This is a genomic window from Dyella sp. SYSU CM1112 (genome assembly GCF_058216415.1).
The window spans coordinates 1-291 of the sequence record NZ_JBZEGI010000102.1; the positions used below are offsets into that span (position 1 = coordinate 1).

Annotated in this window: 1 pseudogene; it reads right to left on the reverse strand. The window is 62.2% G+C overall.

The annotated features are described in order from the left end of the window. Window positions 1-46 precede the first annotated feature (46 nt). Window positions 47-291: pseudogene (locus tag AC4HNJ_RS21805) on the reverse strand (DNA polymerase Y family protein); the annotation flags it as partial.

Below are 291 nucleotides of genomic sequence, written 5' to 3' on the forward strand. Positions count from 1 at the left end.
CGTGGCATGCGCAGCAATTGCCCCAGGCAGCGAATGCCTATGCGCGTCAGCGTATCCATTGCATCCCTGGCAAATAGCTTTTCTGCAGCGGCGTGGAATCGAGCACGCGTCGCATGGTTTCCTGCGTTGCGAGGGCCAGTCCATCGTTGATGTCGGCAAACACGTACGCGGCGTGCGGAGTCGGCGCGGCGGCCATGCGATGCCGAAATCCCAAGGCGGTGAAATCGGTCGCAGCCGACGTCTGCTGGGTGAGTGGCCGGAGATAGAGCGCAAGCTGCGCCACGATTTCAC